Consider the following 24,384-nt stretch of genomic DNA (forward strand, 5'->3'; position numbering starts at 1 on the left):
CCCGTGCCAGTGTTTTACCCGTTCAAAGGGCGATTATTTTTTATCTTTCACTTCTTCGAACTCAGCGTCGACAACATCGTCGTCTTTCGCGTTGCTCGCCTGAGCGTCAGCGGAACCCGCCTGCTGCTGAGCGTGCTGCTGCTGAGCAATTTCCATCAGCTTCTGCGAAGCCTGCGCCAGCGCCTGCATTTTCGCTTCGATATCCGCTTTGTCTTCGCCTTTCAGCGACGTTTCCAGCGCGGTCAGTGCAGACTCGATGGCAGTTTTGTCGTCAGCCGGCAGTTTATCGCCTGCTTCTTCAACCTGCTTGCGAGTGCTGTGCAGCAGATGGTCACCCTGGTTACGAGTCTGTACCAGCTCTTCGAACTTACGGTCAGATTCGGCGTTAGCTTCTGCTTCGCGAACCATTTTCTGAATTTCTTCTTCATTCAGACCGGAAGACGCCTTGATGGTGATCTTCTGCTCTTTACCGCTGTTTTTGTCTTTCGCGGAAACGTGCAGGATACCGTCAGCATCGATGTCGAAGGTGACTTCGATCTGCGGCATGCCGCGCGGCGCCGGGTTAATACCATCCAGGTTGAACTGACCCAGAGATTTGTTATCAGACGCGCGTTTACGCTCACCCTGCAGCACATGGATGGTTACCGCAGACTGGTTGTCTTCAGCGGTAGAGAACACCTGGCTGTGCTTGGTCGGGATAGTGGTGTTTTTGCTGATCAGCGCAGTCATCACGCCGCCCATGGTTTCGATACCCAGTGACAGCGGGGTTACGTCGAGCAGCAGAACGTCTTTCACATCACCCGTCAGTACACCGCCCTGAACGGCAGCACCGATCGCCACGGCTTCATCCGGGTTAACGTCTTTACGCGGTTCTTTACCAAAGAACTCGGCCACTTTCTTCTGCACCATCGGCATACGTGTCTGACCACCAACGAGGATCACGTCGTTGATATCAGAAACGGACAGACCGGCATCCTGCAGAGCAACTTTCAGCGGCTCGATGGAACGGTTAACCAGGTCTTCAACCAGGCTTTCCAGTTTCGCGCGAGTCACTTTGATGTTCATGTGTTTCGGACCGGTCGCGTCTGCAGTGATATACGGCAGGTTAACGTCGGTCTGCTGAGCAGAAGACAGTTCGATCTTCGCTTTCTCAGCGGCTTCTTTCAGACGCTGCATCGCCAGCGGGTCGTTGCGCAGGTCAATGCCCTGATCTTTCTTAAACTCATCAACGAGATAGTTGATCAGACGCGTATCGAAGTCTTCACCGCCCAGGTGGGTGTCACCGTTGGTTGCCAGTACTTCAAAGGTTTTTTCGCCATCAACTTCGTCAATTTCGATAATAGAGATATCGAAAGTACCACCACCGAGGTCGTATACCGCGATAGTACGGTTGCCAACTTCTTTATCCAGACCGTAAGCCAGCGCAGCCGCGGTCGGTTCGTTGATGATACGTTTGACTTCCAGACCAGCAATACGGCCAGCATCTTTAGTTGCCTGACGCTGCGCATCGTTGAAGTAAGCCGGTACGGTGATAACCGCTTCAGTTACCGGTTCACCCAGGTAATCTTCAGCCGTTTTCTTCATTTTTTTCAGCACTTCAGCAGAGATCTGCGGCGGTGCAGTTTTGGTGCCTTTCACATCCAGCCATGCGTCGCCATTGTCTGCGGCAACAATTTTGTATGGCATGATAGAAACATCACGCTGAACTTCTTCGTCCTGGAAGCGGCGGCCAATCAGGCGTTTAATCGCAAACAGGGTGTTTTGCGGGTTTGTCACTGCCTGACGTTTAGCCGGCTGACCAACCAGAGTTTCACCATCCTGGGTATAGGCAATGATAGAAGGCGTGGTGCGATCGCCTTCGGCGTTCTCCAGCACGCGTGCAGTAGTGCCATCCATAATCGCTACACAAGAGTTGGTAGTACCCAGGTCGATACCAATAATTTTACCCATCTAAACGTCTCCACTAAAAATTCGATCAACATGTGGTTGTGAACCTGTAATAAGGGCGAAACGTGCGGTTTCAACTGCCCAGACATCATTTTTTTTCAGGTTCTTCACTGCGGTTGACTACAAGATGGGGTCGCCCACTCCGGCATCAAGGGGCAAGCATAAAAATTTTTTGCGTCGGGCGGGCGACCGTGGTTCCACACGGCTGCGAACGACTTCCTGGAAAAGGTCGCAGGATGTCAAAAAAGGCGTGGACGCGAACATATAAATAACGAATAAAAAAGTTAATTATATTCATAATATCATTGACATAACCCGCAATACTTGCGCGCTAAAAGCCCCGTTTCCCTGGTGATAATATCCCCCGCCGTCGCACTTCACTTATTCAGGGAACAAATTGATGAAATCACTCATTCAGCTTTCCGCGGGGATGATTCTCAGCCTGTCGCTGATCGCCTCAGCCGCCGCTAACGACCATAAAATCCTCGGTGTGATAGCCATGCCGCGCAATGAAACCAACGATCTCACGCTTACGCTTCCTGTGTGCCGGGTAGTCAAGCGCATTCAGCTCAGCGCCGATCGCGGCGATATACAGCTCTCCGGGGCAACGGTCTACTTTAAAGCCAGCTTCGGTGCCAGCCATACGCTGAACGTACCGGCCGGGATCAAAGAGGGCAACACCACGGGCTGGATCACCATCAACAGCGATAATGACACCCGACGCTGTGTGAAAAAAATCGCCTTCTCCGGCCACACGGTTAACTCCTCTGATATGGCCTCACTGAAAATTATCGGCGACGACTAACGCCCGCTATCCTGAGGAGGGATGACTTTATGCATATCAACTACCTGACCGATGACGATCTCGCCTTTCTGTCTGAGTGCAGCGAGGCGCATCTTGAAGCCTTTACCCGGATTCTGACCCACGGCGAAAACGGCAAACCCCGTCTCTCCAGCACGCTTCTGCGCAACGAGACTTTTTTAGCAATGGAAGGCCACCCGGAGCGCTATCGCCGCAACTGGCAGCTGATTGCCGGCGAGCTGCAGCATTTTGGCGGCGACAGTATCGCCAATACGCTACGTCGCCATGGCAAATTTTATCGCGCGATCCTGCTGGATGTCTGCAAGCGGCTGAAGGCGAAGGTCGACAAACAGATGACGACGCCGCAGATCGAGCAGCAGCTGCTGACCCATTTTCTGCAAAATAGCTGGAAGAAGCTCGATGCAGAGCAAAAAGCGCAGTTTCTCGCCGCGGTGGAATGCCGGAGCAGCGAGCTGGAGAGCCTGTTGCCCCATCTGCTAAAGCATCGCAAGCTGAGCGAAGGCGTTACCCTGTTGCTGGAAGAACGCTTAACCGCCATCCTGCGCGCCCATGCCGCGGTGAGCGTTATCGGCCATGGGCTGGTGCGCGGCGCCGGGTTGGGCGGGCCGATTGGCGCCGCGCTGAATAGCGTCAAAGCGGTAAGCGGCAGCGCCTACCGGGTGACCATTCCTGCGGTCCTGCATATTGCCTGTTTGCGGCAAATGCTCCAGTCGCCGCCGGGGGCAACAGAAATTGGTGAAAAATACCCCGCCAGATCATAGACAGCCTTTTCGCGCCTCATTATTATGCCGCGCCCCGCCGCCAAGGTACGGGGTAATGCTTCCCTTTTAATGATAATTTTGAGGAATTATGGGCAACACTAAGTTGGCTAATCCGGCACCGCTGGGCCTTATGGGCTTCGGCATGACCACTATTCTGCTTAACCTGGCGAATAGCGGCCTGTTCGCATTCGATGTAGCTATCCTGGCGATGGGCATTTTTTACGGCGGTATTGCGCAAATTTTTGCCGGTCTGCTGGAATATAAAAAAGGTAACACCTTTGGCTTAACCGCTTTTACCTCCTACGGCAGCTTCTGGCTGACGCTGGTTGCTATCCTTCTGATGCCTAAAATGGGCCTGGCGGAAGCTCCGAACGCGCACTTCCTCGGTATGTACCTTGGTCTGTGGGGCGTATTTACCCTGTTCATGTTCTTTGGCACCCTGAAGGCAGCCCGCATGCTGCAGTTTGTCTTCCTGAGCCTGACCGTACTGTTCGCGCTGCTGGCGATTGGCCATCTGGCCGATAACGAAGGCATCGTGAAGGTGGCCGGCTGGGTCGGCCTGGTTTGTGGCGCCAGCGCTATTTACCTGGCAATGGGTGAAGTGCTGAACGAACAGTTTGGCCGTACCGTCCTGCCGATCGGCGAACCACGCTAATCGTCTGCCGCCGTCCTGTCGCAGGGCGGCGGCATGTCAGTCATCATCGGCGAGTCATCTTTAACGCTGTAGCTCCCCTTCCGGCAACTCCGCTGGCGCCGTCAGCCCCTGACGTAGCCAGATACCTAATCCCAGTCCCATCAGCGACAGGGCCAGTACATACCAGGCTGGCGCCATGGGCGACACGCCCATCAGCATGGTGACGGCAATCGGCGTCAGGCCGCCAAAGATCGCGTATGACAGGTTGTAGGAAAACGAGATGCCGGTGAAGCGTACTTCCGCCGGGAAGGCCCGCACCATCACATAAGGCACCGCCCCCACGACGCCGACGCACAGCCCCACCGTGCCATAGAGCAGAAACAAGCGCTGCGGGCTGGCGCCGGCAAGATGGTAAAATGCCCAGCTGGCAACCGCCAGCAGCAGACTGCCGACGATAAAGGTGCGGCTGGCGCCGAAGCGGTCCGCCGCCAGTCCGGCAAGTAAACAGCCGATACACAACATAATGGTGGCGATACTGTTGGCCTGCAGGGTAATGGCCGGCGCAAAGCCATAGTGCTTCTGCAGCCAGACCGGTGACATCAGGATCACCACCACCACGCCTGCTGACAGCAGCCAGGTCAACAACATAGAGATCACTACCGCCTTCTGATGCTTGAGCGCCACCGCTTTGACCGGTAGCTCCTGCGCCAGCGCTTTGCGCTGCTGCATCTCAAGGAAGATTGGCGTCTCCTGCAGCCAGCGGCGCAGATACATCGCGATCAGACCAAATATGCCGCCCAGCAGGAAAGGGATCCGCCAGCCGCCGTCGTGGATACCCTGCGGCGTCAGGCTGGTATTGATAAGCGTCGCCACTACCGATCCCAGCAGGATGCCTACCGTCAGGCCGGCCGTCAGCGTACCGCAGGCGATACCAATACGTTTTTCCGGGACATGCTCGGCGACAAACACCCAGGCGCCTGGCACCTCCCCGCCGATCGCCGCTCCCTGCAGAATACGCATCAGCAGTAACAGCAGCGGCGCGACGATACCCACCGAGCTATAGGTCGGCAGCAGGCCAATCGCCAGGGTCGGCAACGCCATCAGCAGGATGCTGAGGGTGAACATTTTCTTGCGCCCCACCAGATCGCCAAAGTGGGCCATGATGATCCCTCCCAGCGGACGCGCCAGGTAACCGGCGGCAAAAATGCCAAAAGTCTGCACCTGGCGCAGCCATTCCGGAATATCGGCGGGAAAGAAAAGCTCACCGACGACGGTGGCGAAGAAGACAAAAATGATGAAGTCATAAAACTCCAGCGCGCCGCCAAGGGCGGCCAGCGTCAGCGTTTTATAATCCTGGCGGTTAAGAGGTCGGTTTGCATATGACATAACGCGATTTCATCCTGAGGTGTGCTGCGTATTTTATAGTGTGTAAAGTAAACAGCACTATATCGTAAATAAAACGGCACACCATCAGCGATGCAGGTTATGTCACAATTGCATCAAATTCAGGATAAAGTTTCGCGTCTGGCACTTTTGGGACGGAATGCTTCTACCACCTGGCCATCCGTTTCGACATAAGGCCCCTCAAGCAACTGTACACAATATGGTACACTTGCAAAAATACCGTGCACCAGTACCTTGCCGTCAGCATCTTTTACCCCTTCCAGGGTCTCCTGAATCGCTTTCGGTTGTCCGGGAAGGTTGAGGATCAGCGCCTGCTTGCGGATCACCCCGACCTGCCGGGAAAGGATAGCCGTCGGCACAAAGTGTAGGCTAACCTGGCGCATTTGCTCGCCGAAGCCCGGCATCACCCGATCGGCAATCGCCAGCGTTGCGTCAGGCGTCACATCGCGACGCGCAGGACCCGTTCCGCCGGTGGTCAGCACCAGGTGGCACCCCATTTCGTCAACCAGTTCGCACAGCGTTTGCTCAATGATGGCCTGTTCGTCCGGAATCAGGCGAGTTTGCAGGTCGAAGGGGGTGGTAAGGGCACGCGCCAGCCACTCTTCCAGTGCCGGGATGCCTTTATCCTGATAGACGCCGCTGGAGGCGCGATCGGAAATGGAAACTAAGCCGATTCGTAAGGTATTCATGGTTATTCCGTTCAAACTGTGGCGTTAAACGAAATGATACACTGCCGGAGGCGGGACAGACAGTGTAATGTGGCCGACGGGCGTCGGCCACCTGCGGGATTACAGCAGTTCGCCGATCATTTTTTCCAGTTTTTCCTGGTCGATCGCAAACTTACGGATACCTTCCGCCAGTTTGTCTACCGCCATCGGATCCTGATTATGCTGCCACAGGAACTCAGACTCGGTAATGCGCTCCGGACGGGCTTTCACTTCACCGGTGTACACCAGCTTACGCTCAACCGCGCCTTCGCTTTCGGACAGCTCTTTCAGCAGCGCCGGCGCGATGGTCAGGCGGTCACAGCCAGCCAGTTCCAGAATTTCGCCAACGTTACGGAAGCTTGCGCCCATCACCACGGTTTCATAGCCGTGCTGCTTGTAGTATTCGTAGATTTCGCTGACGGAAACCACGCCCGGATCTTCTGCCGGTGCGTACTCTTTCTTGTCGGTGTTGGCTTTGTACCAGTCGAGGATACGGCCAACGAACGGCGAAATCAGGAAGACGCCCGCTTCGGCGCAAGCGCGAGCCTGCGCGAAGGAGAACAGCAGCGTCAGGTTACAGTTGATGCCTTCTTTTTCCAGCTGTTCAGCGGCGCGAATGCCCTGCCAGGTGGAGGCCAGTTTGATCAGAATGCGATCGTTGCTGATGCCCGCGTCGTTGTACAGCTTGATAATGCGCTTGGCTTTCGCGATAGACGCTTCGGTATCATAGGAGAGACGCGCATCCACTTCGGTGGAGATACGGCCCGGGATCAGCTTCAGAATTTCGAGACCAATGTTCACCGCCAGCTTGTCGGAAGCATCGAGGATCTGCTGCGCGCGATCGCTGCTCTGGCTGCGAGCCCAGGTCACTGCGTCGTCAATCAGCTTACGGTACTCAGGGATCTGAGCCGCGCCGAGAATCAGGGAAGGGTTGGTGGTGGCATCCTGAGGCTGATACAGCTTCATTGCCGCAATATCTCCGGTGTCAGCGACGACAGTGGTGTACTGACGCAGAGAAGTTAATTTATCCGTCATGATATATTTCTCTTAAACAGCAGTTAAGGGGATGTAACCGGTCTGCCCAGATGATAACACGCTGCCGGGTCAGCGCAACCGCCGACGAGAGAAGAGCGCAGAGTGTGATAAACTATGCAGATTAATTTGCTGAAAGCGAAAGGATTGTCACTTAATTGGTAACGCTTACACTGGCGTGCCGGCATAGACAAGAGGACGTTTAATGCCTGATTTTCTCTCATTTATCAATGAAATACTCTGGGGCTCGGTAATGATTTATCTGTTACTGGGCGCCGGCATCTGGTTTAGCTGGCAAACCCGGGGTATTCAGTTCCGTTACGTCCGCAAGTTTGGCCGCAGTCTGAAAAAAAGCCTACACCCGCAGCCAGGTGGTTTAACGTCTTTTCAGGCGCTCTGTACCAGTCTTGCCGCCCGGGTGGGCAGCGGCAATCTGGCCGGGGTGACGCTGGCGATCGCCGCCGGCGGGCCCGGCGCCGTATTCTGGATGTGGGTTTCCGCCCTGCTCGGCATGGCCAGCAGCTTTGCTGAATGTTCCCTTGCTCAGCTGTATAAAGAGCGCGATAGCCGCGGGCAGTTTCGCGGTGGCCCGGCCTGGTATATGGCGCGCGGGCTCGGCATGCGCTGGATGGGCGTCCTGTTTTCGATCCTGCTTCTGCTGGCCTATGGCTTTATCTTCAACACCGTGCAGGCCAACTCCGTAGCCCATGCCCTGCATTATGCGTTCGATCTGCCGGCAGCGGTCAGCGGCGGCGTGCTGGCCATCCTCGTGTTACTGGCGATCCTCCGTGGTTTACGCGGTGTGGCGCGCCTGATGCAGTGGATTGTCCCCATCATGGCGCTCATGTGGATTGCCACCAGCTTGCTCATCGGTTTGTGGCACGTCACCGCCCTGCCGACAATTTTCGCCACCATCTTTCGCTGCGCCTTCGGCTGGCAGGAGGCCGCCGCTGGCGCGGTGGGCTACACCATCAGCCAGGCGCTGACCAGCGGCTTTCAGCACGGCATGTTTTCCAATGAGGCTGGGATGGGTTCTTCGCCTAACGCCGCGGCCGCCGCCGCCTCCTGGCCGCCGCATCCGGCGGCGCAGGGGATCGTGCAGATGATTGGCGTGTTCATCGATACCATCGTGATCTGTACCGCCAGCGCGGTCATCGTCATGCTGGCGCCGCGGCCCGACAATGAATATACGCTCAATGGTATTCAGGATTTACAACACGCAATGAGCGTGCTGGTGGGCGGCTGGGGGGCGGATTTTATCGCCTTCATCGTGCTGCTGTTCGCCTTTAGCTCTATCGTGGCGAACTACGTGTATGCGGAAAATAATCTGGTTTTCCTGCGCCTGGACACACCGCGCTATATCTGGGCGCTACGGATAATCACCGTCCTGATGGTGCTGCTGGGAACCATGATTAGCCTGCCGGTCATCTGGCAGAGCGCGGATATCATCATGGCGCTGATGGCTATGACCAACCTGACGGCCATCCTGCTGCTCTCCCCGACGGTGCGACTTATCGCCAGCGATTATCTGCGTCAGCGGCGGCTGGGTATCCAGCCCACTTTCGATGCCACTCGTTACCCGGATATTGACCAACAGCTGGCCCCGGGCGCCTGGAATGAATTGCCGCGCGAATAACGCGGCAATCACAGCTATCGATCCCCTGCAGGCTTTTTTTTGTTACAGTCAGCGAAAATTGCCTGCAAGGACTGAATATGCTGATTCTGATTTCACCTGCTAAAACGCTTGATTACCAAAGCCCCCTGGCGACCACTCGCTTCACACAACCCGAGCTACTGAGCGAGTCTCAGCAGTTGATTAACGTCGCCCGCCAGCTTTCCGCGCCGCAGATTGGCAAGCTGATGAGCATTAGCGACAAGCTGGCGGATCTGAACGCCACCCGTTTCCACGACTGGCATCCTGATTTTACGCCGCAAAATGCCCGTCAGGCGATCCTGGCGTTTAAAGGCGACGTCTATACCGGTCTGCAGGCAGAAACGTTCACCGAAGATGACTTCGACTTCGCCCAGCAGCATCTGCGCATGCTCTCCGGTCTGTATGGCGTGCTGCGCCCACTGGATCTGATGCAACCCTACCGCCTGGAGATGGGCATCCGCCTGGAAAATCCGCGCGGCAAAGATCTGTACCAGTTCTGGGGCGATACCATTACTGATACCTTGAATCAGGCGCTACAGGCCCAGGGGGACGATATCGTTATCAACCTGGCTTCCGACGAGTATTTTAAATCGGTGAAAACGCAAAAATTGCAGGGCCAGCTGATCAAGCCGGTGTTCCTTGATGAGAAAAACGGTAAATTCAAAGTGATCAGCTTCTATGCCAAGAAAGCCCGCGGCCTGATGAGCCGGTACATTATTGAAAACCGCTTAACCCAGCCGGAGCAGCTCAAGGCCTTTAATAGCGAAGGTTATTTCTTTGATGCAGATGCCTCGGAGAAAGGCGAGCTGGTGTTTAAACGCCACGAGCAGTAACACGTTGCGGTAAATAAAAAAGGGGAATCATTCCCCTTTTCAATATAAATAAACAAGATGATAAATTATTTTAACGAACCCAGTTTTCCACCACGCCTTTTTCATCGAAGAAAACCATCAGCGAGTTCGAATCTTTTTGACTGGACTTATCGACCGCATCGGCAGCTTGCGATGCCCCGGTCACCGGAATCATGGAGCCCGCGAGGCTGACCAGGTTGATCCCTTTATCTACTGAATAATACCAGCTCTCTTTACCCGAAGCAGTAACCGTCGTATGACCGGCATCGGGCGCACCAAAATACTGACGAACCTCCGCTTTAGTGGTTTTCCCGACAATGAGATGTTGTTTCAGATAGGCCGGGCTTAATTTATCTTCATTACCACCAATCGTTGTCCCGGAGCAGCCGATCAAAGCGAACAGAAGAATAAAAGATAAAATACGCATGTTTCCTCCTTGAAAACCGTGTCAAATAAACGTGTGTAATTGCCATCTTTAAATTTATCGCGATGCAATAATTAAATAATCAGCATCAATACAATCAGGCAGAAATAATAAATTAAAACAATAAATTTAGCTTTAATTATCACGTAGATGGTGAAAACGCCGGAAATAGTTTGCAACAAAAGTAAAGCGCTGACAATCGAATACTGCGGACAACTTTACGGCAGGAAATAACCTGTTTCGACAGGGATGGTGAATATAAAAAACCGGGCAACGTTCGCCCGGTTTGCTCAATCATATCGCCAGACTTAGCCCATCATCAGCTTGCGCAGCGCGGCGAAATCCGCCGACAGGTTGTGAGACAGCAGCGGCAGGTCGGCGCGGTCGGCCAGCTCTTTCGGCAGCGGCAGAGTCTCCTGCAGGATCTCCTCCACGCTCTCTTTGAATTTCGCCGGATGGGCGGTGCCGAGGAACAGGCCGTACTCTCCCGGCTGCAGCTGATCGCGCAGCGCGCGCCAGGCAATTGCCGCATGCGGTTCAGAGATGTAGCCAATGTCCTTCAGCTCGCGCATTGCCGCTTTGGTCGTCTCATCATCGACCGCGGCATGGCCCAGCTCGCTCAGGCGCCAGATTTTACGGCGGAACAGCTCTTCAACGCGCGGCCAGTTGTTCGGCTGGCTGACGTCCATGGCGTTGGACAGCGTCGCCTGAGTGGCTTTTGGCGCCCACTCGCCGCCCTGCAGATAGCGGGGAACGGTGTCGTTAGCATTGGTGGCAGCGATAAAGCGCTTGATCGGCAGACCCAGCGATTTCGCCAGCAGACCGGCGGTCAGATCGCCGAAGTTACCGCTTGGCACGGAAATCACCAGCTGATTGCGGGCTTCCTGCGGCAGTTGCGCCACCGCTTCGAAGTAGTAGCAGATCTGCGCCAGCAGGCGGCTGATGTTGATGGAGTTAGCCGAGTTAAGCCCCAGCGCGACCTTCAGTTCCTCATCGTCAAACGCCTGCTTCACCAGCGCCTGACAGGCATCAAAGTCGCCATCAATCGCCACGGTTTCAATGTTGCCGCCGAGGGTACAGAACAGCTTCTCCTGCAGTGGACTGATCTTGCCGCGCGGATAGAGGATAACCACTTTGACGTTCGGCAGACCGTAGAAAGCATGCGCCACGGCCGCGCCGGTATCGCCAGAGGTCGCGGTAAGGATGGTGACCGGCTTATCGCCCGCGATGTGGGTCAACATCTGCGCCATAAAGCGGCCGCCGAAGTCCTTGAACGCCAGGGTCGGGCCATGGAACAGCTCCAGGCAGCCGACATCGTCCTGCACCTTGCTTACCGGCGCCGGAAAGGCAAACGCCGCGCGCACCCGCTGCTGCAGAACGTCCTGCGGGATCTCATCGCCGATAAAGGCCGATAAAATTTTGGCGCTGCGGGTGACAAAGTCCTGCGCCAGCATGTCGTCGATTTCAGTCAGGCTGAATTCCGGCAGATCGTGCGGAAAGAACAGACCCTGATGCTTGCCAAGTCCCTGGGTGACGGCCTGCGCAAAGCTGACCTGCTCGTTGTGATCTTTTAAGTTATACAGTTTCATTGGTTATCCCACTACGCGTGCGCCCGCCGTGTCCAGCCGGCAAATATGAACAAAGCCTTCCTGATTCTGCAGATAGTGCGCGCCAAGCCAGTCGGCGACGCGCTGCGCGGTTTCCGGTTTATCGCACAACGCGAACAGCGTCGGGCCAGAGCCGGAGATACCGCAAGCCTGGGCACCTATCTCCATTGCCGCCTGACGCGCTTCGCTGAAACCCGGCAGCAGTTTGGTTCGGTACGGTTCGGCAATGACATCTTTCATCAATTTTGCCGCCAGCTGCGGCTGGCGGGTATAGCAGGCATGAATAAAGCCCGCGAGGTGGCGGCCATGGGCGATACAATCCTGGCGGCGGTACTGCGCCGGCAGAATCGCCCGCGCCTCGGCGGTGGAGACTTTAATCCCCGGGTAAGCCAGCACCCACAACCACTCATCAAACCCGGGCACTTGCTGGCTAATAATCCCGTTCTCTTCGATCATCAACTGCATACCGCCAAGATAGCACGGCGCTACGTTGTCGTAGTGAATGCTGCCGGAGATACGCCCTTCCATCTCTCCCATCAGCGCCAGCATGCGCGTCTCGTTGAGCGGCTTACCACAGAACTCGTTCATGGCCACCAGCGCAGCGACCACCGAGCAGGCGCTGGATCCCAGCCCGGAGCCGATCGGCATGTTTTTTTCCAGCGTCATCGCGACCGGTACCGTCTTACCAATTTCCCGGCAAAAACTTTCCCAGCACTGGTAAACAATATTCTCCTGCGGCACGGTCGGCAGTTTGCTGGCGAAACGACCCAGATTCTGCAGGCTAAATTGCTCCGCCGCTTCGACGGTGACGTTATCGCCCAACAGCGTGCCATCGACCGGCGTAACCGCCGCGCCCAACACATCAAACCCGACGCTCATATTGGCACTGGAAGCCGGGGCATATACTTTGACCATCTTAAACTCCTAACTTCCAGGACAAGGTGCGCAGCAGGTCGGCGAATACGCCGGCCGCCGTGACGTCGTTCCCGGCACCATAGCCGCGCAGCACCAGCGGCAATGGCTGATAATAGTGGCTGTAAAAGGCCAGCGCGTTCTCACCATTTTTGACTTTGAACAACGGATCGTTGCCGTCAACCGCGGCAATTTTTACCCGGCAGGTCCCATCCTCTTCGATGTTACCGACGTAGCGCAAGACTTTACCTTCATCCCGCGCCTTAGCAACCCGCGAGGCGAACCCATCGTCCAGCGACGGCAGCCGGGCCATAAAGGCTTCGACATCGCCGCTGGCATCGAAGTCCGGCGGCAACACCGACTCAACGATAATATCCGACAGCTCCAGTTCACGCCCGGTCTCACGGGCCAGGATCAGCAGCTTACGCGCGACATCCACCCCGGATAAATCGTCACGCGGATCCGGCTCGGTATACCCCATCTCACGGGCCAGCGCCGTCGCCGCAGAGAAACTTACACCCTCGTCCAGCTTGCCGAAAATAAACGACATGGAACCCGAAAGGATCCCGGAAAAGTGGCGCAGCTCATCGCCAGCGTTAAGCAGGTTCTGCAGGTTCTCAATAACCGGCAGGCCCGCGCCAACGTTAGTGTCATAAAGGAACTTACGCCGCGAGCTGCTGGCCGCATGACGCAGCTGGTGGTAATAATCCAGCGAAGAGGTGTTGGCCTTTTTGTTCGGCGTCACCACATGGAAACCTTCGCGCAGGAAGTCGGCGTACTGATCGGCGACCGCCTGACTGGAGGTACAGTCGACGATCACCGGGTTCAGCAGATGGTACTCTTTCACCAGGCGGATCAAGCGGCCAAGATTAAACGGCTCTTTCGCCTCGGCCAGCGCTTCACTCCAGTTCTCCAGATTCAGGCCATGCACACTGGTCAGCAGCGCCTGAGAATTGGCTACACCGCAGACCCGCAGATCGATATGTTTATTCTTCAGCCAGCCCTGCTGGCGTTTAATCTGCTCCAGCAGCGCGCCGCCGACGCCGCCGACGCCGATGACAAACACTTCGATCACCTGGTCGGTGTTGAACAGCATCTGGTGGGTCACGCGCACGCCGGTGGTGGCGTCATCATTGCTGACCACCACCGAAATAGAGCGCTCGGAAGAGCCCTGGGCAATCGCCACGATATTGATATTGGCGCGGGCCAGCGCGGCAAAAAATTTCGCCGAGATACCGCGCAGGGTACGCATTCCATCGCCTACCACGGAGATGATCGCCAGACGTTCCATAATGGCCAGCGGCTCCAGCAACCCCTCTTTCAGCTCTAGATAAAACTCATCTTCCATCGCCCGTTTAGCACGCGCGCAGTCGCTCTGCGGCACGCAGAAACTGATGCTGTATTCGGAAGAGGATTGCGTGATCAACACCACTGAGATACCGGCGCGGGACATGGTCGCGAAGACGCGGGCCGCCATGCCGACCATACCCTTCATCCCCGGTCCGGAGACGTTGAACATCGCCATGTTGTTGAGATTTGAGATGCCTTTCACCGGCAGGTCATCTTCGTCGCGGCTGGCGCCGATAAGCGTTCCCGGGGCCTGCGGGTTGCCGGTATTTTTAATCAGGCATGGGATCTGAAACTGGGCGATAGGGGCGATAGTGCGCGGGTGCAGTACTTTCGCGCCAAAGTAAGAGAGCTCCATCGCCTCCTGATAAGACATCGATTTCAGCAGGCGCGCATCCGGTACCTGGCGCGGGTCACAGGTGTACACCCCGTCGACATCGGTCCAGATTTCACAGCAGTCGGCGCGCAGGCAGGCGGCCAGTACCGCAGCCGAATAGTCGGAGCCGTTGCGGCCCAGTACCACCAGCTCGCCCTTCTCATTGCCGGCGGTAAATCCGGCCATCAGGATCATATGGTCTGCCGGGATCTGGCTGGCGGCAATCCGGCGGGTGGATTCGGCGATATCGACGGTGGATTCCAGATAGTGGCCCACCGCGAGCAGTTTTTCGACCGGGTTAATCACACTGACTTTATGACCACGGGCTTCCAGCAGGCCTGCCATGATGGCGATGGAGAGCTTTTCGCCACGGCAGATCAGCGCGGCATTAACCCCATCCGGACACTGGCCCAGCAGGCTGATGCCGTGCAGAACATGCTTAATCTGAGCAAATTCCTGCTCAACGAAGGCTTTCAGTTGGGCAAGCGGGAAAGCGGGCTGGGCATCGGCAAGACCCTGAAGAAGTTCGGCAAAAATGCGTTCAGCGTCGGCAATATTCGGGAGGGCATCCTGGCCACCGATAGTTTTTTCAATCATCGCCACCAGGTGGTTGGTGATCTTCGCCGGGGCAGATAGTACGGTCGCTACCTGCCCCTGCCTGGCATTACTCTCCAGAATATCGGCAACCCGCAGAAACCGTTCCGCATTTGCCACTGATGTACCGCCGAACTTCAACACTCGCATGGTTCTTACCCCTTGATCTCTTGTCAAAAAAAAAGCCCGCACTGTTCAGGTGCGGGCTTTTTTCTGTGTTTCCTGTACGCGTCAGCCCGCACCGTTACCTGTGGTAATGGTGGTGGTGATAATGGTGGTAATCATGCCGATGCGATTCATGGATGTTGTGTACTCTGTATTTTTATCTGTCTGTGTGTCCTGCCTATATTGGTTAAAGTATCTGCCGTCTTAAGTCAATGAATTTCTCAATTACCCCCATTTCAGCCGGCTTACGTATTGCCCCGCTGCGGCAAGAAAAAACATCCAGATCGGCGGAATATCGCCTTAACAAACAGCACACAAAACCATAATTAAAAATTATGACAGAACTTTATTCTGAGAGGTTTTTTTCAATATCATGCAGCAAACGATGCAACATTGCCGTGTCGCGCTGCTGCAGAAGTCCCATTCGTTGCGACAACCAATCGGCCAGTTTGGCATCATCCTCCACGCCCAAACGCGAAAGTAATGCCAGGGTACGAGTTCGTAACGCCTGCAGTTGATGATGGTCTGCCGCATTGGCGGACGGTGCCGATTGTTGCATAAGTGATGCTAATTGATAACAGTAGACCATCACCGACTGGCCGAGATTCAGCGATGGATAATCTGCCACCATCGGCACGCCGGTGAGTACATCAGCCAGCGCCAGCTCCTCGTTGGTCAATCCGGCGTCTTCACGGCCAAACACCAGTGCAGTATGGTTCATCCACTGCGCCTTCTCTTGCAGCAGCGGCAACAGCTGCTGCGGCGTGGCGTAATAGTGAAAACGTGCGCGGCTGCGGGCGGTAGTGGCGACGGTAAAATCGACGTCGTGCAGCGCCTCGGCAAGGGTAGGGTACGTGGTGATGCCATCGAGGATGTCGCCTGAGCCGTGCGCCACCCAGCGTGCCGCCGGCGCCAGATGGGCCTCACTGTCCACAATCCTTAGATCGCGAAATCCCATGGTTTTCATTGCCCTGGCAGCGGCGCCGACGTTCTCGGCCCGCGCGGGACCGACTAAAATGATCGTTAAACGCATTGCGGTTTCTTTCTCTCTCTCAGGCGTTATTGAGGCACTATGCTCCCCATTTTACGCGGTGAAAATTTACAAATTTGCAACAAAAATCACTAAAATTGCGTTTTCTTATCCATAAAAAAATCTAAACTGTTCTCAAGAGGCCAGCACAAGGAGTATGTTAACAGAACCCATTTATCCATATGATGGGCAATGAAATTTCATCTTATGCATCGTTTCTCACGTTGGATTCAGTGTATTTATTAATTTATCCACGCAACTAGTTGAGCTGGGTAAGGATTGTGACTATAAAGAGCATGACGATGCAATGATTTCACAAGACTGTTAACGTGCTACAATTGAACTTGATATATGTCAACGAAGCGTAGTTTTATTGGGTGTTCGGCCTCTCTTAGCCTGTTATGTTGCTGTTAAAATGGTTAGGATGTCAGCCGTTTTTGACACCGTCGGGTCCAGAGGGAAAGTACCCACGACCAAGCTAATGATGTTGTTGACGTTGATGGAAAGTGCATCAAGAACGCAATTACGTACTTTAGTCATGTTACGCCGCGCATGTTAATTTGCGACATGCAGCAGGCAGGTCAGGGACTTTGGTACTTCCTGTTTCGATTTAGTTGGCAATTTAGGTAGCAAACATGCAGACCCCGCACATTCTTATCGTTGAAGACGAGTTGGTAACACGCAACACGTTAAAAAGTATTTTCGAAGCAGAAGGTTACGATGTATTCGAAGCGACCGATGGCGCGGAAATGCATCAGATCCTCTCTGAAAATGATATCAACCTGGTGATCATGGATATCAACCTGCCGGGTAAAAATGGTCTTCTGCTGGCTCGCGAACTGCGCGAGCAGGCTGACGTCGCGCTGATGTTCTTAACTGGCCGCGACAACGAAGTGGATAAGATCCTTGGCCTCGAAATCGGCGCTGACGACTATATCACTAAACCGTTTAACCCGCGTGAACTGACTATCCGCGCACGTAACCTGCTCTCCCGTACCATGAACCTCGGTACCGTGAGCGAAGAGCGCCGTAGCGTGGAAAGCTACAAGTTCAATGGCTGGGAACTCGATATCAACAGCCGTTCCCTGGTGAGCCCGAACGGCGAGCAGTACAAGCTGCCGCGCAGTGAGTTCCGCGCAATGCTGCACTTCTGCGAAAATCCGGGCAAAATTCAGTCTCGTGCCGAGCTGCTGAAGAAAATGACCGGTCGCGAGCTGAAGCCGCATGACCGTACCGTTGACGTGACCATTCGTCGGATTCGTAAACACTTCGAATCCACTCCGGATACTCCGGAAATCATCGCCACCATCCACGGTGAAGGCTACCGTTTCTGTGGCGACCTGCAGGAATAATACGTTTTATTTCGCAGCCATGATGTAAAAACGGCGCCCTCAGGGCGCCGTTTTTTTATACCGTCACTCTTTCCAGAGACGCAGCTTGTCGTCATCGGTAGCGGGCGGCGGAGGCGTAGTGCCTTTCGGCAACGATAGTGCATACCAGTCCACGCGGCGGGTCAAAAACATCAGGGCGCTCAGCGCCAGCGCCAGCACGCCAGTGCCCAGCAGCAGCGCGCTGTCCTCAGAATGCAGCAAAAACCACATGACCCCATCCAGCAACAGTAACGCGGCGACAAACAGCAAACTATTGCGCCATCCTCTGAGCACCGCCTGTAAGTAGACCCCGTTCATCACTGCGCCGGACAAGCTGGCCGCCAGCCAGGCAGCGGTAAACCCCACGTGCTCTGAGAGCGCCAGCAGCACCAGGTAAAACAGTACCAACGATAATCCTACCAGCAAATATTGCATCGGATGCAGGGGGCGACGGGTCAGGCTCTCGAACACGAAAAAAGCCATAAATGTCAGTCCGATCAACAGAATGGCATATTTTGTCGCCCGATCGGTTAGCTGATACTGGTCGGCAAGCGACATTACATCAGCACTGAACGCCGGAAGCCGCAACCACGGGATCTCCATATCATCCTTGAAATAGCTGCCCATGTCGTTGGCAAACCAGCTGCTTTGCCAGTGGGCGCGATAGCCGGCAGCATTCACTTCCCGTTTCGTTGGCAGGAAGCTGCCGAGAAAGCCGGGATGCGGCCAGTTACTGCTCAGTTGCAGCTCGCTGTTGCGCCCGAGTGGCACCAGCGAAAATTCTCCCGTCCCGTTCAAATCGAGGGAGAAAGCGATCTCAAGCGGCTTGTTGTCCTCCGCCAGCGCGGGCATCGGCATATGGATCCCCGCACCATCGCCGCTTATCCCCAACCCTGGCTCCACGCTTAATACGGTGCCGTTGACTTCCGGGGCATGAATAGCGCCTATCCCACGAGCATCACCGACGCTCACCACCAGCCGCGGCTCGCCTAAGACGATATTCTTTTTTCTCAGCGTCGCCAGACGCAGCGGATCGAACGTAGCCTTAATCTGCAGGGTGTTATGCCAGACCTGACCGCTGTAGATCCCTACCCGTCTCGACTCCACGGTCTGTTCGCCGTTAACCGCCAGCGACTCCGGCAGCCAGTAGTACACCCAGCTCCGCTGATAGTCGACCTCTTTTTGGTTCTCCATGCGGGACAGCGTCTCGGTCACCGGAATGGCGATCAGCGGCCCGGCAAGTTTTTGCGAGCCGCTGGTACTCTGCTCGATGGCCTCCACCACTTCGCTGCGATAATCCGCCCGCTCATTTATAAGCTCCCTGACCATCATTAACGGCAAGGACAACAACAGCACGCAACCTAATAAGGTACTGATTTTCCAAAATAACGGTGATTTCAACATAGCCTTTCTCCCTATCATGATGGACTTACGATAGGGCGGCTATATGGGGAGAATTTGAAGTTATGTGAAGGGACGGTGAAGTCGTAGCGTGGCGACCACGCCGCCTTCAGGGCGATTATGCAAACGGATATCGCCCTGATGCAGACGCGCCACTTCACGAACAAATGCCAGCCCAAAGCCGCTGCTCTTGTGGCCATCTTCACGCGGCAACGAATAGAAGCGATCAAAGATCCGCGCCAGGGCATAGTCCGGAATACCGCATCCATTATCCGTGACGCTCAGTTGCACTTCTTCATTTCGCTTCTCCGCCGTCAGAGCGATCTCGCCGCCGTGCGGGGTAAAATCAATCGCGTTATCGAGCAGATTGCCCAGCGCCTGGGCCAGCAGATCATCATCGCCATTCACCGTTATTCCGCTTCTCTGCCAGCGTAGCGTGATAGCTTTTGTCGTCAGGGGGACGTCGCGCTCTTCCGCCAGGCGTTGGTATAGCGCATCTATCGACACCGGCTGCTGCTTTATCTCCAGTCGGTTTTCCAGCCGCGCCTGCTGGAGTAACTGCTCCACCAACAGTTGCATTCGGGTGTTCTGCGCGAGGATAGTGGCGGTAAACCGCGCCGCCACCTCAGGCGGCGGCCCTTCGCGCAGGATCTCCGCCGCGCCGCGGATGGCCGCCAGCGGGCTCTTCAGCTCGTGAGTCAGGTCATAGACATAGTTTTCGATGGCATTTTTGCCCTCAAGCTTCACCCGCATGCTCTCCAGGGCCTGCGCCAGCTTGCGCAGTTCGCTGCTGCCCACCTCCGGCAGCGGCAGCGGGCGCTCAGCGGTCACCGAGTCCGCATAGCGCACCAGCTTGCCAATAGAAAAATTAATCCACCAGACAACGCCGCAGCCGATCAGCAGCGCAATGCCCAGCAGTGCGCCACCCGCCCAGAGGATACGCCGCTCGCTGCGCTTAATGACCGGCGTCATCGCCAGGTTGGGTTTACCAACGCTCAGCACGCCGATAATTCGCCCCTGATCCATCACCGGCGCGGCGATATACATCACCGAGCTGGTTTCGTCATGCGGATCGCTGCGCGTACTGCGTGCGCCGTACTGGCCGCGCAGGGTGAGCCAGACGTCGTTCCAGCGCGAATAGTCCTGGCCTGTTGCCTGTCCGCTGGAGTCAAACACCACTTTGCCCTGAGCATCGGTCAGATAGACACGGTACTCATTACGCACCTTTTTAATCCCGCCGATATTGGCGTTGAGCGGCTGCTGGTTAAGCTGGTGAAAGGCCTCAGCCAGCCGGCCCTGCTGCGGGTTTGCCGCCAGCAGATCGTCACGCGCCAGCGCTGCCAGCAAGGTGGCGGTATCGTTGAGGGTTCCCTCTGTCGCCCGGCGCACGCCCGGTTTCACTTCCTGAACAAAGATCGACAGCACAAACCACGCGGCGATCGCGACAATAAGAAAATAGCCCAGCAGCAGGCGCATACCGATGCGCATCAGCCACGCCCCAGACTGTAGCCCATGCCGCGATGGGTATTGATTGGCGCGATCTCAGGGTTCACGGCCCGCAGCTTGGCGCGCAGGGTTTTGATATGGGTATCGACGGTGCGGTCAAGGCTTTCCCAGGCATCGCTCCACACCAGCTCCATTAGCTGCTGACGGGAGAAGACGCGACCGGGCGCCTGCAACAGGGTTTTCAACAGCAGAAATTCGTAGCGCGTCAGGTTCAGCGGCTGGCCAAACCAGCTTATCGTCGCCGCCTGCTCATCGAGTACAAACTCGCCAACGCGTACCACCAGCGATGGCGCAGCAAACTTCTGCAACCGCCGCAGCACGCTTCGCACCCGCGCGCAGACTTCGCGCGGTGAAAACGGCTTGGCGATGTAATCGTCAGCGCCGATTTCCAGTCCCAGCAGCTTATCGACCTCGTCGCTACGCGCCGTCAAAAACAGCACCGGCAGCGCCGGATAACGCGTCAGCAGGCGCCGACAGAGCTCAAAGCCGCTGATATCCGGCAAGCCGACGTCGAGGATGGCGACATCGGGCGCCTGATGCACCGCCGCCTCCAGCGCGGGCAATCCGCGGCCAAAAACGGTAACCTCAAAGCCCTCCTGCTGCAGCATATAAACCAGGGTATCCGCGATACTCTGTTCATCCTCAACTAACCAAATCCGTGGCTGCTGCATGCGCGCTCCCGTTTATTTATTCCATGGCATGATCGGCACGGCGCTGATGGCATTCTTCGGCGAACCATCAACCACTTTATCTGAATAGGTCAGGTAGACCAGCGCATTGCGCTTCGCATCATAGAAACGCACGACCTGCAGTTTTTTAAACACCAGCGAGGTGCGCTTCTGGAAAACGACGTCGCCCTGACTTTTGCCGTTTTTGATTTTGTCCGTCAGCTCAATCGGCCCAACCTGCTGGCAGGAAATCGCCGCGTCGGAGGTATCTTCCGCCAGACCCAGCCCGCCTTTGATGCCACCGGTTTTCGCCCGGCTGATATAGCAGGTCACGTTCTGCACATCCGGGTCGTCAAAGGCTTCGACGACAATTTTGTGATCCGGCCCTAACCATTTGAACACCGTATCCACAGAACCAATCTGCTCTGCCTGAGCCAGCTGGCTGCCGGCCAGCAGCAGCAGCCCCATCGCAAACTTCTTGTATTTCATATTGTTACCATTATTAAAAAATATAGCTGAGTGATTATCACGCACTTAGCGGAAAAGGTTTATAGATCACAGCTTTACAAAATTATCGTTCAGTTCCACTGACCTACCGCATTTAAAAGCAAAAAAAACACTGAATGCTAAAACATCAAAAAATGCTATTATCCGCTACTTTAATATCAGGCACCTGTGTTTAAGGATGGGGACATTTTATGGATCAAGCAGGGATTATTCGCGATCTCCTGAGCTGGCTGGAAGGTCACCTGGATCAGCCGCTTTCACTGGACAATGTGGCGGCGAAGGCGGGTTATTCCAAGTGGCACTTACAGCGAATGTTTAAGGATGTCACTGGCCACGCCATCGGTGCCTATATTCGCGCGCGCCGGTTATCAAAATCTGCTGTCGCATTACGTCTTACTGCCCGTCCAATCCTCGATATCGCGCTTCAGTACCGGTTCGACTCACAGCAGACCTTCACCCGGGCGTTTAAAAAACAGTTTTCGCTAACGCCGGCGCTTTACCGCCGCTCGCCGGACTGGAGCTCATTCGGTATGCGTCCACCGCTGCGTCTTGGCGAGTTCACGCTACCGAAACATGAATTTGTCACGCTGTCTGCCACGCATTTGCTTGGTGTCACCCAGAGTTATACCTGTAAGCTCGAAGAGATCTCGGATTTCCGTAATCAGATGCGGGTCCAGTTCTGGCGTGACTTCCTCGGCAACTCGCCGTCGATCCCCCCGGTGCTCTACGGGCTACATGAACCGCGTCCGAGCCTGGAGAAAGACGACGAACAGGAAGTATTTTATACCACCGCGCTGACGCCGGAGATGGCTAACGGCCATTTGCAGAACGCCCACCCGGTCACCCTGGAGGGTGGCGAGTACGTCATGTTTACGTATGAAGGACTGGGCACCGGCCTGCAGGAGTTCATCCTGACGGTCTACGGCACCTGCATGCCGATGCTGAACCTGACGCGTCGCAAAGGGCTGGATATTGAACGCTTCTACCCCGAAGATGACAGCCGGGATCAGGCAACGCCGATTCAGTTGCGCTGCGAGTATCTGATCCCGATCCGTCGTTAACGCTGCAGCTCGTCCATCGCGGGGGCGTCCAGATGCGAGACGTCGCCCGCCGTTTCCACCACCCAACCGGAAGCCAGCCACGGGCTTTGCTGATAGTCGACACGCGAGATTGAGCAGTTGCGCAAACGCAGACGACGCTCGGCGTATGCCGGCAGTCCTAAAATCGTGCTCACCAGGCAGCCCAGCGCGATACCATGACTCACCAGTAACGGTCGGCTACCGGCCGGTAAATCCAGACAGGATGCCAGCGCCGCATGCATACGTTCGCTAAGCTCCTGCATCGATTCACCCTGCGGAATACGACCATCCGGCGTACCATTGACCAGCTGGCGGCGCCAGCCTTCTTCTTCTTCGCTGAGCGAGTCGATATGGCGCTTCTCCAGCACTCCCATATCCAGCTCGCGCAGACGCGCATCGGCGATCACGCTGCAGCCGCAGGCTTCGGCGATAATCTCTGCGGTACGACGGGTTCGTCCCAGATCGCTGGTAATGATATGGGTGATCCCCAGCGTTCTGGCGCGCTCGCCAACCTGCCAGGCCTGGCGCTCACCATGTGCGGTCAGCGGGCTGTCGGACTGACCCTGAATACGTCGCTCGGCGTTCCACTGCGTTTCACCGTGGCGAACAAGGTATACCTGTAACATGCTTTTTTTCCGTTCTGGACTCGCTATCAACCGCGATTGGGCATTACCGCCTGACCTGAGGGTGATTTAGAGTATACTGCGATGACGTTAGTTTATTCTGAGTTGTTTTGATTATGCACCATGTTGTCTCAGCGACCACTAATCCCGCCAAAATTCAGGCAATTCTGCAGGCTTTTGACGAGATTTTCGGCGAAGGATCCTGCCACATTGAGTCCGTCTCCGTCGAGAGCGGCGTGCCGGAACAGCCCTTTGGCAGCGAGGAAACGCGCGCTGGCGCACGAAATCGCGTCGCCAATGCGCGTATCGCTCAGCCCCATGCCGATTTCTGGGTGGCCATCGAAGCCGGCATCGACGATGGCAGCACCTTTAGCTGGGTGGTCATCGAAAGCGCAGATCGGCGCGGAGAAGCGCGCTCAGCCACCCTGCCTTTGCCTGAGGTCATTCTTAAGCAGGTTAGCGCTGGCGAAGCCCTCGGGCCGGTCATGTCGCAGTATACCGGCATCGATCAGATTGGTCGTAAAGAGGGAGCGATTGGGGTTTTCACCGCCGGCAAATTGACCCGCAGCAGCGTGTATCATCAGGCGGTTGTACTGGCGTTAAGTCCGTTCCACAACGCTATTTATCGCTAGTCAGCAGCGTCTGCTCCAGCCACTGGCGCAGTTCAACCGGCGCCGATTTCAGGCTGTTCGACCCGCGGGTAATGGTCGCAATTCCGGCGCCGAGCTCATTTTTCAGCTCGCGCTGGCTCATCTCGCCACGCAGCAGCTCTTCGATAATCCGCACCCGGGTGCCCAGCGCTTCGCGCTCGTCGGGGGTCAGCATCAGCTGCAGCAACGGCAAATGCAGATCCTCGGCGTAGGCCTGCTGCAACAGCGCCACAAAACGCAGCCACTCCTGATGACGTTGTTCGGCAACGGCCGCGGAATAGGGAGATTGTTGGGTCATATCGCGCCACCATA

General features: G+C 55.9%; 25 protein-coding genes and 1 other annotated feature. Of the genes, 8 read left to right on the forward strand and 17 right to left on the reverse strand.

Annotated elements, in window-relative coordinates; genetic code table 11:
* Positions 1-33 precede the first annotated feature (33 nt).
* Entirely contained in the window at positions 34-1,950 is a 1,917-nt protein-coding gene (dnaK, locus tag B8P98_RS23745; RefSeq protein ID WP_004204234.1) for a molecular chaperone DnaK, read from the reverse strand.
* 397 nt (positions 1,951-2,347) lie between these two features.
* Here dnaK and B8P98_RS23750 point away from each other — a divergent pair, with 397 nt between their 5' ends.
* The 3 genes from B8P98_RS23750 to satP all read left to right on the forward strand — a co-directional run bounded on the left by B8P98_RS23750 (position 2,348) and on the right by satP (position 4,186).
* Complete coding sequence (locus tag B8P98_RS23750) at positions 2,348-2,752, forward strand: DUF2541 family protein (protein ID WP_025711719.1); 405 nt, start codon at positions 2,348-2,350, stop codon at positions 2,750-2,752.
* A gap of 29 nt (positions 2,753-2,781) precedes the next feature.
* Positions 2,782-3,531, forward strand: a complete 750-nt coding sequence (gene msyB / locus B8P98_RS23755; protein WP_025711720.1) for an acidic protein MsyB — start codon at positions 2,782-2,784, stop codon at positions 3,529-3,531.
* A gap of 88 nt (positions 3,532-3,619) precedes the next feature.
* Positions 3,620-4,186 (forward strand): acetate uptake transporter, encoded by a 567-nt coding sequence (satP, locus tag B8P98_RS23760; RefSeq protein ID WP_025711721.1) that lies wholly within the window; start codon positions 3,620-3,622, stop codon positions 4,184-4,186.
* A gap of 60 nt (positions 4,187-4,246) precedes the next feature.
* Here the strand turns inward: satP and B8P98_RS23765 are convergent, their stop codons facing one another.
* From B8P98_RS23765 to tal, 3 genes are all read right to left on the reverse strand, one after another.
* Positions 4,247-5,551 carry an MFS transporter gene (locus B8P98_RS23765; protein ID WP_080897749.1) on the reverse strand — a complete coding sequence of 435 codons (1,305 nt, stop codon included), beginning with the start codon at positions 5,549-5,551 and terminating at the stop codon, positions 4,247-4,249.
* A 119-nt stretch (positions 5,552-5,670) separates the two neighbouring features.
* Entirely contained in the window at positions 5,671-6,258 is a 588-nt protein-coding gene (gene mog, locus B8P98_RS23770) for a molybdopterin adenylyltransferase (protein ID WP_025711723.1), read from the reverse strand.
* A 99-nt stretch (positions 6,259-6,357) separates the two neighbouring features.
* Complete coding sequence (gene tal / locus B8P98_RS23775) at positions 6,358-7,311, reverse strand: transaldolase (protein WP_025711724.1); 954 nt, start codon at positions 7,309-7,311, stop codon at positions 6,358-6,360.
* Positions 7,312-7,513: 202 nt separating this feature from the next.
* Here tal and B8P98_RS23780 point away from each other — a divergent pair, with 202 nt between their 5' ends.
* Positions 7,514-8,944, forward strand: a complete 1,431-nt coding sequence (locus B8P98_RS23780; protein ID WP_095033469.1) for an alanine/glycine:cation symporter family protein — start codon at positions 7,514-7,516, stop codon at positions 8,942-8,944.
* A gap of 77 nt (positions 8,945-9,021) precedes the next feature.
* A complete protein-coding gene (gene yaaA / locus B8P98_RS23785) occupies positions 9,022-9,795 on the forward strand; it encodes a peroxide stress protein YaaA (protein ID WP_095033470.1) in 774 nt (257 codons plus the stop codon).
* Positions 9,796-9,865: 70 nt separating this feature from the next.
* On the opposite strand, the gene B8P98_RS23790 is transcribed toward yaaA, so the two are convergent.
* The 7 genes from B8P98_RS23790 to yjjY form a co-directional block, all read right to left on the reverse strand.
* Positions 9,866-10,240: a hypothetical protein gene (locus B8P98_RS23790; RefSeq protein ID WP_080897750.1), complete on the reverse strand. Its 375-nt coding sequence runs from the start codon at positions 10,238-10,240 to the stop codon at positions 9,866-9,868.
* A 305-nt stretch (positions 10,241-10,545) separates the two neighbouring features.
* The gene (gene thrC, locus B8P98_RS23795) at positions 10,546-11,826 is read right to left on the reverse strand and encodes a threonine synthase (RefSeq protein ID WP_095033471.1); all 1,281 of its coding nucleotides are present in this window, start codon (positions 11,824-11,826) and stop codon (positions 10,546-10,548) included.
* Between the two features lie 3 nt (positions 11,827-11,829).
* Complete coding sequence (gene thrB, locus B8P98_RS23800) at positions 11,830-12,759, reverse strand: homoserine kinase (protein WP_080924930.1); 930 nt, start codon at positions 12,757-12,759, stop codon at positions 11,830-11,832.
* Between the two features lies 1 nt (position 12,760).
* Complete coding sequence (thrA, locus tag B8P98_RS23805; protein WP_095033472.1) at positions 12,761-15,223, reverse strand: bifunctional aspartate kinase/homoserine dehydrogenase I; 2,463 nt, start codon at positions 15,221-15,223, stop codon at positions 12,761-12,763.
* A 25-nt stretch (positions 15,224-15,248) separates the two neighbouring features.
* Positions 15,249-15,366 (reverse strand) — a sequence feature (Thr leader region).
* Positions 15,305-15,373, reverse strand: a complete 69-nt coding sequence (gene thrL / locus B8P98_RS23810) for a thr operon leader peptide (RefSeq protein WP_004222578.1) — start codon at positions 15,371-15,373, stop codon at positions 15,305-15,307. It overlaps the preceding feature by 62 nt.
* A 211-nt stretch (positions 15,374-15,584) precedes the next feature.
* Positions 15,585-16,271 carry a tRNA/rRNA methyltransferase gene (locus B8P98_RS23815; RefSeq protein ID WP_025711732.1) on the reverse strand — a complete coding sequence of 229 codons (687 nt, stop codon included), beginning with the start codon at positions 16,269-16,271 and terminating at the stop codon, positions 15,585-15,587.
* Between the two features lie 396 nt (positions 16,272-16,667).
* Positions 16,668-16,808, reverse strand: coding sequence for a YjjY family protein (gene yjjY, locus B8P98_RS23825; RefSeq protein ID WP_004146984.1), 141 nt, complete (start codon positions 16,806-16,808; stop codon positions 16,668-16,670).
* Between the two features lie 95 nt (positions 16,809-16,903).
* Here yjjY and arcA point away from each other — a divergent pair, with 95 nt between their 5' ends.
* Positions 16,904-17,620 (forward strand): two-component system response regulator ArcA, encoded by a 717-nt coding sequence (gene arcA / locus B8P98_RS23830; RefSeq protein WP_002887843.1) that lies wholly within the window; start codon positions 16,904-16,906, stop codon positions 17,618-17,620.
* A gap of 63 nt (positions 17,621-17,683) precedes the next feature.
* Here arcA and creD read toward each other — a convergent pair whose 3' ends face one another.
* The 4 genes from creD to creA are packed head-to-tail and all read right to left on the reverse strand — an operon-like array spanning position 17,684 to position 21,702.
* Positions 17,684-19,042, reverse strand: coding sequence for a cell envelope integrity protein CreD (creD, locus tag B8P98_RS23835; RefSeq protein ID WP_025711733.1), 1,359 nt, complete (start codon positions 19,040-19,042; stop codon positions 17,684-17,686).
* 60 nt (positions 19,043-19,102) lie between these two features.
* The gene (gene creC / locus B8P98_RS23840) at positions 19,103-20,527 is read right to left on the reverse strand and encodes a two-component system sensor histidine kinase CreC (protein WP_025711734.1); all 1,425 of its coding nucleotides are present in this window, start codon (positions 20,525-20,527) and stop codon (positions 19,103-19,105) included.
* Positions 20,527-21,216, reverse strand: a complete 690-nt coding sequence (gene creB, locus B8P98_RS23845) for a two-component system response regulator CreB (RefSeq protein WP_080924927.1) — start codon at positions 21,214-21,216, stop codon at positions 20,527-20,529. Before creB ends, creC begins: the two co-directional genes overlap by 1 nt.
* Positions 21,217-21,228: 12 nt before the next feature.
* Positions 21,229-21,702, reverse strand: coding sequence for a protein CreA (gene creA, locus B8P98_RS23850; protein ID WP_002887814.1), 474 nt, complete (start codon positions 21,700-21,702; stop codon positions 21,229-21,231).
* Between the two features lie 209 nt (positions 21,703-21,911).
* Here creA and robA point away from each other — a divergent pair, with 209 nt between their 5' ends.
* Positions 21,912-22,781: an MDR efflux pump AcrAB transcriptional activator RobA gene (robA, locus tag B8P98_RS23855; RefSeq protein WP_095033473.1), complete on the forward strand. Its 870-nt coding sequence runs from the start codon at positions 21,912-21,914 to the stop codon at positions 22,779-22,781.
* Here robA and gpmB read toward each other — a convergent pair.
* Positions 22,778-23,425: a 2,3-diphosphoglycerate-dependent phosphoglycerate mutase GpmB gene (gpmB, locus tag B8P98_RS23860; protein ID WP_025711738.1), complete on the reverse strand. Its 648-nt coding sequence runs from the start codon at positions 23,423-23,425 to the stop codon at positions 22,778-22,780. The genes robA and gpmB overlap by 4 nt on opposite strands.
* A 113-nt stretch (positions 23,426-23,538) precedes the next feature.
* On the opposite strand from gpmB, the gene yjjX reads away from it, so the two are divergent.
* Complete coding sequence (gene yjjX / locus B8P98_RS23865; protein WP_025711739.1) at positions 23,539-24,054, forward strand: inosine/xanthosine triphosphatase; 516 nt, start codon at positions 23,539-23,541, stop codon at positions 24,052-24,054.
* On the opposite strand, the gene trpR is transcribed toward yjjX, so the two are convergent.
* Positions 24,041-24,370: a trp operon repressor gene (gene trpR, locus B8P98_RS23870; RefSeq protein WP_025711740.1), complete on the reverse strand. Its 330-nt coding sequence runs from the start codon at positions 24,368-24,370 to the stop codon at positions 24,041-24,043. The genes yjjX and trpR overlap by 14 nt on opposite strands.
* Positions 24,371-24,384: the final 14 nt, after the last annotated feature.

It is taken from the genome of Klebsiella quasivariicola (genome assembly GCF_002269255.1).
Lineage (GTDB): Bacteria > Pseudomonadota > Gammaproteobacteria > Enterobacterales > Enterobacteriaceae > Klebsiella > Klebsiella quasivariicola.

Coding starts and splice junctions, on each gene's coding strand:
- creA (WP_002887814.1), bottom strand. CDS start 21,702: ATGAAATACAAGAAGTTTGCGATGGGGCTGCTGCTGCTGGCCGGCAGC.
- B8P98_RS23815 (WP_025711732.1), bottom strand. CDS start 16,271: ATGCGTTTAACGATCATTTTAGTCGGTCCCGCGCGGGCCGAGAACGTC.
- robA (WP_095033473.1), top strand. CDS start 21,912: ATGGATCAAGCAGGGATTATTCGCGATCTCCTGAGCTGGCTGGAAGGT.
- thrC (WP_095033471.1), bottom strand. CDS start 11,826: ATGAAACTGTATAACTTAAAAGATCACAACGAGCAGGTCAGCTTTGCG.
- B8P98_RS23790 (WP_080897750.1), bottom strand. CDS start 10,240: ATGCGTATTTTATCTTTTATTCTTCTGTTCGCTTTGATCGGCTGCTCC.
- satP (WP_025711721.1), top strand. CDS start 3,620: ATGGGCAACACTAAGTTGGCTAATCCGGCACCGCTGGGCCTTATGGGC.
- B8P98_RS23780 (WP_095033469.1), top strand. CDS start 7,514: ATGCCTGATTTTCTCTCATTTATCAATGAAATACTCTGGGGCTCGGTA.
- thrB (WP_080924930.1), bottom strand. CDS start 12,759: ATGGTCAAAGTATATGCCCCGGCTTCCAGTGCCAATATGAGCGTCGGG.
- creD (WP_025711733.1), bottom strand. CDS start 19,042: ATGTTGAAATCACCGTTATTTTGGAAAATCAGTACCTTATTAGGTTGC.
- dnaK (WP_004204234.1), bottom strand. CDS start 1,950: ATGGGTAAAATTATTGGTATCGACCTGGGTACTACCAACTCTTGTGTA.
- mog (WP_025711723.1), bottom strand. CDS start 6,258: ATGAATACCTTACGAATCGGCTTAGTTTCCATTTCCGATCGCGCCTCC.
- thrA (WP_095033472.1), bottom strand. CDS start 15,223: ATGCGAGTGTTGAAGTTCGGCGGTACATCAGTGGCAAATGCGGAACGG.
- yjjY (WP_004146984.1), bottom strand. CDS start 16,808: ATGACTAAAGTACGTAATTGCGTTCTTGATGCACTTTCCATCAACGTC.
- creB (WP_080924927.1), bottom strand. CDS start 21,216: ATGCAGCAGCCACGGATTTGGTTAGTTGAGGATGAACAGAGTATCGCG.
- arcA (WP_002887843.1), top strand. CDS start 16,904: ATGCAGACCCCGCACATTCTTATCGTTGAAGACGAGTTGGTAACACGC.
- B8P98_RS23765 (WP_080897749.1), bottom strand. CDS start 5,551: ATGTCATATGCAAACCGACCTCTTAACCGCCAGGATTATAAAACGCTG.
- yjjX (WP_025711739.1), top strand. CDS start 23,539: ATGCACCATGTTGTCTCAGCGACCACTAATCCCGCCAAAATTCAGGCA.
- B8P98_RS23750 (WP_025711719.1), top strand. CDS start 2,348: ATGAAATCACTCATTCAGCTTTCCGCGGGGATGATTCTCAGCCTGTCG.
- msyB (WP_025711720.1), top strand. CDS start 2,782: ATGCATATCAACTACCTGACCGATGACGATCTCGCCTTTCTGTCTGAG.
- yaaA (WP_095033470.1), top strand. CDS start 9,022: ATGCTGATTCTGATTTCACCTGCTAAAACGCTTGATTACCAAAGCCCC.
- trpR (WP_025711740.1), bottom strand. CDS start 24,370: ATGACCCAACAATCTCCCTATTCCGCGGCCGTTGCCGAACAACGTCAT.
- tal (WP_025711724.1), bottom strand. CDS start 7,311: ATGACGGATAAATTAACTTCTCTGCGTCAGTACACCACTGTCGTCGCT.
- creC (WP_025711734.1), bottom strand. CDS start 20,527: ATGCGCATCGGTATGCGCCTGCTGCTGGGCTATTTTCTTATTGTCGCG.
- gpmB (WP_025711738.1), bottom strand. CDS start 23,425: ATGTTACAGGTATACCTTGTTCGCCACGGTGAAACGCAGTGGAACGCC.